Consider the following 457-nt stretch of genomic DNA (forward strand, 5'->3'; position numbering starts at 1 on the left):
AGTACATCCTGCACGGCCTCAACCCCGAGCGCATCCTGATCGCCAGCGAGGCCGTGGGCCTGGGCTGCGCGGCACTGGCACGCGCGGCCGGCTACGCGCAGGAGCGCGAGGTGTTCGGCCGCCCGATCGGGCAGAACCAGGGCATCCAGCACCCGCTGGCGCAATCGTGGATGGAGCTGGAGGCCGCGCACCTGATGGTGCAGAAGGCCGCCTGGCTCTACGACCGGCACCAGCCCTGCGGCGCCGAGGCCAACGCCGCCAAGTACCTCGCCGCCGAAGCCTGCTACCACGCCTGCGAGCGCGCCATCCTCACCCACGGGGGCATGGGCTACGCCAAGGAATACCACGTGGAGCGCTATATGCGCGAATCGTGGATCCCGCGCCTCGCGCCCGTGAGCCCGCAGCTGATCCTGTGCTTCATCGCGGAGAAAGTGCTCGGTCTACCCAAATCCTATTG

General features: G+C 68.7%; 1 protein-coding gene. It reads left to right on the plus strand.

Annotation, left to right across the window (positions count from 1 at the left end):
- Positions 1–457: acyl-CoA dehydrogenase family protein (locus MPC4_RS20085; protein WP_174514103.1), on the plus strand; the 457-nt coding region annotated here is incomplete at both ends.

Origin of the sequence: Methylocella tundrae (genome assembly GCF_901905185.1) — a bacterium.
Classification (GTDB): domain Bacteria; phylum Pseudomonadota; class Alphaproteobacteria; order Rhizobiales; family Beijerinckiaceae; genus Methylocapsa; species Methylocapsa tundrae.